Here is an 8,148-nt window from a genome sequence, read left to right on the forward strand (position 1 = left end):
TCGCCTTGTTGAACTCGTTCAGCTTTATCATCGAGTAAACGCTCACCGACGTCGTGACGGCAAAAAGGGCGGCAAACCCGATGATGAGCCGCGAAACCACGTTCAATCTGGAGAAACCGGTCACTGAGCCATTTACCTCTTTGCGGACGGGACACTGCAGGGCTCTTCGCTCGGGAAGATCGGACCCCCGTACCGACCTTCTCAGCAAACCTCCGTTTGCCTCAGTTTACACTCTTGGCGGAGGGAAAGAAAGCCATTCTCCGAAGCGATCCGGGTCCATCGATGATGAGCACGGCGAAGAAACGACAAAGGCCCTCAAAAAGAGGGCCTTTGTCCATTGACGGATCACACTTTATGGAACGACAAAATTGAATTTATGGCACTGGTTGCAGTAGTTCTCCGACTTCGCGTGCTGGCGATGGCAGAGGGTGCAATCCAGCGAAGTCCCGTAGTGGGGAGACGTGTGGGGGTTCTCGGGCTTGACCTTTGCCGTCCTCTCCGCGAGCTTGTCGGCGTTGTGGCACTTCAGACACTGATCCACCTCGACCGCCTCTGGCTTTGCAGCCTTTCCGTGACACTTTTCGCACGTCACACCCCTTAGCTGATGGAGATGGCTGCCGGGCAACTTCCCCTGCAGCATCTGGGGACCCCCCTTCGCGTGGCAGCCAAGGCAGTCCTTGTAGGCCATTGCCTTCGTGTCCGGATGGGAAGGCGAGAACACCTTTTCCTCACCATGGCAGGCCTTACAGTCGCCCCCCTTTGCCGAGGCCACCTGCTTTGGCGCCGCGTAAAGGGTGCCTGCATACACGAAAAGAACTGCCAGAGCCAGCGCGGCGACAAGAAGCCGATCGCGAGAGAACCTGGTGGTTCCATCTTTATGTGTCATCTCTTCCTCCCTCTTCGCGCCGGATCAGCTCCACGCTGTCTCTTTCGCGGCATTCTTTCCGGCGATGCGGCCGAAGACGATGCAATCGGCCATGGCCACCCCGCCGAGCCGAACGGCTCCATGGATCCCGCCCGTGACCTCACCGGCGGCATAGAGCCCCTTCAAGGGTTTAAGGCTGAAACCGAAGACCCGCGCGTTCTTGTCGATCACCAGGCCGCCCATGGTATGGTGGACCTTCGGCCAGAGCCTCGCCGCGTAGAACGGAGGCGCGACCGTCGGCTTCGCGTCGGGGAAGATCATGCAGCTGAAATCATCGTCCTTTTTCTTCTCCACAAAGGAGTTCCACCGGGCGATCTCTTTCTGAAAGGTCTCCAGGGGGATGTTGTAGTTCTTCGCCAGGGCTTCCAGGGTGTCGAACTTCTTCACCGCCCCGTTCTGCAGGCCCTTCTCCAGGGCGTTGGGGAACACCTGTTTGGGCACGGAGTAGGAATCTCCCATGATTATCACGGGATGGCCGATGAGGATGATGGCATCAGCCCTCTCCTTGCGGTTTCCTGTTTCCTTGAAGAAACGCTTCCCCGTCGCGGGGTCGATCATGGGTCCGTAACCGACAAGGCGCTCGCAGAAGAGAGGAACATGGCCGAACCCTTTCTCATCGGGGCTCGTCCAGGGTCCAAGCTGTATCCAATCCATCTGGACATCCATGGCACCGGCCATGCAGGCGGCAAGTAAGGCCTCGCCTGTCGCGCCCGGCTGGTTCGTCGACCCGAATTTCTCCGTGAGACGGGGATCCTGGATCCGGCGCAGGGCGATGTCGTTGGAGAACCCTCCCGAGGTGAGGACCACGGCCTTGCCGGCCTTGATGTAGCCCGTCTTCCCCGACTTCTCGTCAGGGTACCTGAACCCCGTTTTCACCTCGATGCCGACGACACGACCGTCTTTGTTCGTGATCATGTGCTCCATCTTCGTCCGGGTCCTGACCTCGACACCCAGACCCTTCGCCTTGGCGAGCATCTTGTTGACGAGTTCAGAGCCCGACGCATTGACGGTCTGGTTCGCTCTCTTCACGGAATGGCCGCCGTGAAAGTTGAGCCGCGTGAATTTCGCCCCCACGTAGTCCTCGCACCATTCAACGGCTTCCCTCGCGTTGTCCGCCAGTATCCGTGCCAGCTCGGGATTGTTGAGGTAAAGTCCCGCCTTCATCATGTCCTTGTACATGAGATCCGCCGAGTCCTCAACACCTGCCGCTTTCTGCAGGCGCGTTCCCGGAGCGCAGAAATCGCCGCCATTGATGATCGAATTGCCGCCGTGCACCGGCATCTTCTCGATGACCACAACGCTCGCGCCCGCGTTCTTCGCCTCGATCGCGGCCGCGAGACCCGCGAACCCGCTGCCGATGACAACTACATCATAGGTCTGGTCCCACTTCTTCGGCATGGCAACAGGCACAGCCGCACCCTCGCGGGCCCCGACCGCGACGCCACCCGCGGCCATACCGGCAACCGCCGCCACGCCTCCCGCCGACTTCAGGAAACCACGCCTTGTCAAACCTTTCTTCTGTCCAACATCGTCGCTCATGATAACCTCCAGTTTTCTAGGCACTTAACAACCCATTGACAAAACCATTTCTACAGTCGGTTCGTACTCTTTCGTCATTCCGGCGAAGGCCGGAATCCAGGAAAAATGAGGGATTGGAAAAACCTCTGGATTCCGGCCTTCGCCGGAATGACGTAGAAAAGAACTCTATCAACGACCTGTCAAGTCTTGAAGAAGCGCTCATTGTTCCTGTCTAAAGAGAAGTCTACGCAATGGAACGTCAAATTGTCAAAGGCGATTTCATTAAGGCAATAGAGAAGGGGCGGCACCGTTGGCGGCACCGCCCCTTCTCTATAACGGTTTTAACGGAGGCTAGATGGTTTGCTTCGCCATCTTCTTTCTGACAAAAAAGGCTCCCACAAGCCCTACACCAAGAAGCCACGCGCTCGGAGGCAGAGGCACGGGGTTGCGGTTGTAGTTGGGCAGGTGCTTGGGGTCCAGCGCAACCCAACCGGAGCCCTGGGTGAAGTTCGGCTGCCCGTTCACAATGCTCATGCTGATCGCGAAGGCAACCTTGTTATTGGGAGCATAGACCAGGTAGTCAAAACGAAAGCTCTCCGGGGCGGTCCCACTGAACAGCGCGGTCCAATAAATGTCGCTCAAGTTCTTCTTCCCATCCAACAGCACATACGAGGGATTGACCAGGGTGGCGCTCCAGCCGCTGACACCGGAACTGCTGGACGAAAGGTTGGTCGCGCCGGAACCCGTGAATGTCACACCCGGGCTATTGTAAACAAAAAGCTCAACCTTGGATATATTGGTGTGCTTGTTGCTGTCCGGGTAGTAACCGTTGTCGCCCATGCTGAAGGAGAAGTCGGCATGCGCAGCCAGAGGGGCGAACAACAGAAGGAATCCGATGATTCCGAATACCATTGTCTTATATTTGTTATTCGCTTTCATGATAACCTCTATCTAAGGCGTAATACAAACTATGTCAAGAGTATACCTGCTCGAACCCGTAGTGTCTGTGACATATATCGCATTTTTCACGGAATTCTTAAAAAAAACAGCAGACTTTCGCCGCCCCGGCCGCCCCGCGTCTAGCCGGCCATCTTCTTCCTGAAGGCAAAAGCGCCGACGAGACCCACGCCAAGCAGCCACGCGCTCGGCGGCAGCGGCACCGGGTTCCGGTCGTAACTGGGCACTTCGCCGGGATCAAGGGCTACCCAACCCGTACCCTGGGTAAAGTTGGCAACCCCACTTGCGATGTTCATGCTTATGGTGTACACAGGGTTGCTCTGATCACTGGCATACACCAGGTAGTCCAGACGAAATTCGCTCGGTGCGGTCCCCGAGAATACCAGAGTCCAGAAGAGGGACCCGACCCCCGTTCCCGTTGCCAGCACGTATGCGGGGTTCATCTTCGTGGCGCTCCAGCTGGAGGATGACAGGTTCGTGACCCCCTCGCCCGACCAGGTGACGCCCGTATTCTCCGGAACGCTGGGGATGAAAAACTCGATCTTCGTCATGTTGTCGTAGTGTTGGGTATGTCCCGGGTTCCAACCGTCATCACCCATGCTGAAACCCCAGTCCGCGCTCGCACCGGCGGGTATGAAGAAGAAAACAGATACGGCCAATGCTAAGACCATCAAGTGTCTATTATTTTCTTTCATGGCACCCTCTATTTATGGCACTCAGTTCAACTTATACTTAGAATATAGTACCAAAAACTGAGAAAATATGTGACATATATCGCTTTTTCCGAAAAAATACGGGCAGATGAGAGTGTGTTCTCTGGGGGAGCACGACGACCCGGGAGAGTCGCCGGACCTTTTCAGTCCCTGTGGGCCGGGCGGTCTTCGGACCTGTTGAGAACGAAGCCGATCACCTTCTCCTGGGGGATCAGCTCAACGGCCTTTTTCACGGCGTCGACGGGCGTGACGCCGTACTGAACCACAACGACGACATGATCCACCAGGGACACGAAATCGAGGGTATCGGCCCCTCCCAGGATGGACGGTACATCGAAGAAGACGTACCTGTCGGGATAGCGCGTCTTCATCTCATTGACAAGGTCTCTCATCCTGGTCGACTGTATAAGCTCCGTGCTCTCCGCGACTGATCTGCCCCCTGATATGAGCGTGAGTTTATCAATACCCGGCCAGATCATGAGATCTGAGAGCGGCGTATCGTCGACGAGGTGGTCGATGAGGCCCTTGTCGCTCGTAAAACCAAGGGTCTTGTGGATGGCCTGTTGCCTGAGGTCTCCGTCCACGAGCAAGACCGTCTGTTCAAAGAGTCTGGAGAAAGTGAAGGCGAGGTTGATGGCCGTCAGGGTCTTCCCTTCCCCGGGCAGGGCGCTCGTTATCATGATGGTATTGCCGCCCTTCTCTTTCGTGGCTTCAAGTATCTGGGTCCGGAGCACCTTGTATACCTCGGCCTCACGTGCGTAGGGGAATATCCCCACGCACCGGTTGTCGGCAAGCACCGCCGGGTCGAGATGGACCGTCCGCGACTTGCTGTAGTTCGGAGACACCCACCCGGCATTCTCTTTCTCCTTCTGCGTGAATTCCTGGGACATCACATCCACAGGGATCACCTCATCAGAAGGCAGCTTCCCCCAGAATTCTTTCACCTTATCCAGAATATCCTTCAAACCCACTCAAACCTCCTCGAGAAAAACGGTCTCAGGTCCCAGGTCTCATGTCTCAGGCCAAAACTCCCTGTCTCCTTCTTTTCCTCGTCCGCCCGTATACCCGTATGCCCGTATGCCCGTATGCCCGTTAGGCGCATCAGCGCCGACCCGTTTGCGCGCCTGCGCGCACCCGTCTACAGTCGTCTCGTCAGTCGTGCCCAGAGGATGACGAGGTCCATGACAAGGAAATGGAACAGGATGAGGACGATAACGCATGCCGCTATCGCGACCGTGATGAAACGCTTGCGCATGATCCTCTGCCGCAGCACATCCCTTGCGGTAACGATCACGGGAACCGTGACAAGGACAGGGAGCCTCAGCAGCTCCGTCAATTTGTTCGGGTCCCTGATGGACCTGTCGTTGTACTCCTTCAGCGCGGCCGTCCCGATACCCGCGCCGGCACCGAGGAATATCCCGATGAGGAGTATCGCCGGCACATTGGGCTTCACCGGCTTCTCGGGAAGCCTTGCCGGATCGATGATGGTGAAGCGCTCACCCATCTGCTCCTTCTCCAAACCCTGGGCCACCCTCGCTTCCATGGTCTTCTTCATCATGTCGTCAAACTTGGCCTGGATGTTCGTACGCTCCGCCATGAGCGCCTTGTATGCTTCCTCAACCCGCGGAGATGCCTCGATCCTGGCGTAATAGTCATTGCGTTTTCTGTTCAGATCCTCGATCTGGCGCTGAAGGGTCGATATCTCCGCCTGGACCGAAGAAAGCTGCGCCGCGAAGGAAATATACGCGGGGTTGTCCGGCTGGTCGTCAGGCTGGAACCTGGCCCTGCCGCCTGTTGCTCTGGGAGGGTCCACCTTGACCTTTTGTTCAAGCTCCGCTATCTCCGCTTTCATCTTCTTCACATCAGGATGCTTGTCCGAGTACCGGCTCTTGAGCTGAACCAATTTCGCCTTGAGTTCCTTGAGCAGGATCCTGTCCTGGCTTGAAGCGTCCACGGGTATGCCGGCAAGCTGGGACTGGAGGTATCCTTCCCGCTCCTTCGCCGTTCTAAGCTGCTGCCTCAGCATGTCGATATCGCGCTCCACCCTGTCAAGGGTCTGAATATTGATTGGCACGAGTTCCGGCAGTTCATTGACGTGCTTCTCTTTGAACTGGGCGATCTTTGCGTCCACCTGGGCAAGCTGGTCTTGAACGGTCCTTGTTTCCTCATCCAGGAACTTGGATGCCTCTTTCGCTCTCTCTGACCTGGTCTTCAGATTCTCCTCAAGGTAGAGCGACGCCAGCACGTTGGCCACCTGCTGGACCATCTGGGGACTCCGGCCATCGTAGGAAAGGGTAAAGGTTATCGTCATGGGCGTGGGAGCCCCTCCCCTGCTGCGGTCCACGACATCGACGCTGATCGCGGCGAACTGGATGTCCTTGCGCATGATATCGATGACTTCGTCGTTCGTGAGCTTTCTCCTCAGATCGGGGTAAAGATTGAAGCGCTTTATGACCTCACCAAGTCTCTGGGAGCTCATCACCCGCTGGCTGATGGACTGGAGGCGCTGCTCCGCGTATCCCGTAACCGTTGTCTTCACGTACTCGGGAGGGATGTCCTGTTCCTCTATGAGGATCGTCGATGTGGATCTATAGATGCGCGGTAAAACAAGCGTCACAATGAAGGAGAGAAGGAAGACGCCGCACAGCGGAAGGACAATTGCCCACCTCCTGCGCTTCACAATATCGAGATAGTCGCGTATCGTCTTTACGTCTTCTTCCATTCATACCCCCGGCAGGTTTCAATAATCATACACAATTCCTCATATTTATTGAACCAAATCCTTATACATGCGCATTTCTTCAGTTGAACAGGTCATGCTGTATCCTGTACCTGACCTGAAACAGATTTCTCTCGGCCTCGGTTCGAGAGATGTTGTACCAGGTCTTGTTGTAGTTGTATGAAAAATTGAAAGACACGTCTTTCGAATAATTGTATATCAGACCGGGGCTGATCCAGATGCTGTCTTCGTCGATCTGTTGTACAGAGTACTGGCCGGCGCGGGACCTGTTCATGAAGTAGCCTCCATTGAGGGTACCACTGAATTCGTAGGTCAGCCTTATGTTCACGCCGCCCAGGAAGGTTGTCCGCTCAGCTGTTCCGGACTGACCGCTCGCGGGCATGATATCGTGCTTCACTCTGAGGTCGCCCGAATTCTTCAACCCCTTGTAGGTCAGGGCCAGTTGACCGACCCCACCCCAATCCTTGTTGCTGTCATACTTGTACACGTAGTAAGGCGGTGAGAATGTCATCTCGGCGAAGGTGAACCGGGACGTGGTGTAGCGCAGGCCGGCGTCCATCAGGAGGTTCCATTTTTCATCGAGCGCCCTGTTGACACCCGCCGTCCATTCATAGTTGTCGACCCGGAAATTGGGTATATTGTACCGCGCGTACCCCACGTTCATCCTCGCCTGTGTCTTCTGCGCGAAGTAGCTGAGATCGTGGACAACCCCCATATTGAAGGCATGCGCCTCCAGGTCGGTGTATCGCGGGTCATCGTAGGTGTCGTTGAGATAATCGTATTGAAAGGTCCCCAGGAGTATTTCGGAAAGCAGGTAGTTCACCCCGAAACCATAGGCCTGACGGTAACGGGTCACCCCGGTATAGGTGAGACCCGTCGTCTCAAGGTCACGGTCTGGCCGGGAGTCCTTCGAATAGGAGGCCTTTCCCGTTATACCCAGGCGTTCCGTCACGGAATAACCGCCCTTTCCGTCATAGAACTGGTCCGTCGCGTTGAACTCGCTGTACTTCGAATAGACCCGCCTGTCGGCACGGCCCGAGAGGTCTATCGTCAACCGTTCCGTCTTCTCAAGAAAACTGAGACCCGGGGAGACGGTGGTATAGAAGTCCCTGTACGCGCCGGACGCCGCGGAGAGTATGTTGTCGTTATACTCTTCCTTGATCGCCACAGACGGTGTCAATTTCACCTCATCAGCCCGGCTCAGGCTGGAAAACAGTACCAGACAAAGAAGGACTGCAAGAAGGCACGTCCAACCTCTCACTGGCCCAAACCCTATCTTGACCTCCCAAACTGAA

At 56.2% G+C, this 8,148-nt stretch carries 7 protein-coding genes; all 7 read right to left on the reverse strand.

Annotated features, from left to right (window positions below):
- Positions 1 to 352: 352 nt before the first annotated feature.
- Entirely contained in the window at positions 353 to 886 is a 534-nt protein-coding gene (locus GXX82_10320) for a cytochrome c3 family protein (GenBank protein NLT23432.1), read from the reverse strand.
- Positions 887 to 910: 24 nt separating this feature from the next.
- Positions 911 to 2,464 carry a flavocytochrome c gene (locus GXX82_10325; protein ID NLT23433.1) on the reverse strand — a complete coding sequence of 518 codons (1,554 nt, stop codon included), beginning with the start codon at positions 2,462 to 2,464 and terminating at the stop codon, positions 911 to 913.
- A gap of 330 nt (positions 2,465 to 2,794) precedes the next feature.
- Entirely contained in the window at positions 2,795 to 3,382 is a 588-nt protein-coding gene (locus tag GXX82_10330) for a PEP-CTERM sorting domain-containing protein (protein ID NLT23434.1), read from the reverse strand.
- A 140-nt stretch (positions 3,383 to 3,522) separates the two neighbouring features.
- On the reverse strand, positions 3,523 to 4,071 hold the full coding sequence (locus GXX82_10335) for a hypothetical protein (GenBank protein NLT23435.1): 549 nt from the start codon (positions 4,069 to 4,071) through the stop codon (positions 3,523 to 3,525).
- Between the two features lie 185 nt (positions 4,072 to 4,256).
- Positions 4,257 to 5,003, reverse strand: a complete 747-nt coding sequence (locus GXX82_10340) for an AAA family ATPase (protein NLT23436.1) — start codon at positions 5,001 to 5,003, stop codon at positions 4,257 to 4,259.
- 248 nt (positions 5,004 to 5,251) lie between these two features.
- Positions 5,252 to 6,835, reverse strand: a complete 1,584-nt coding sequence (locus GXX82_10345) for a chain-length determining protein (GenBank protein NLT23437.1) — start codon at positions 6,833 to 6,835, stop codon at positions 5,252 to 5,254.
- Between the two features lie 79 nt (positions 6,836 to 6,914).
- Positions 6,915 to 8,033 carry an outer membrane beta-barrel protein gene (locus tag GXX82_10350; protein NLT23438.1) on the reverse strand — a complete coding sequence of 373 codons (1,119 nt, stop codon included), beginning with the start codon at positions 8,031 to 8,033 and terminating at the stop codon, positions 6,915 to 6,917.
- Between the last annotated feature and the right edge of the window lie 115 nt (positions 8,034 to 8,148).

Origin of the sequence: Syntrophorhabdus sp. (assembly GCA_012719415.1) — a bacterium.
Taxonomy (GTDB): domain Bacteria; phylum Desulfobacterota; class Syntrophorhabdia; order Syntrophorhabdales; family Syntrophorhabdaceae; genus Delta-02.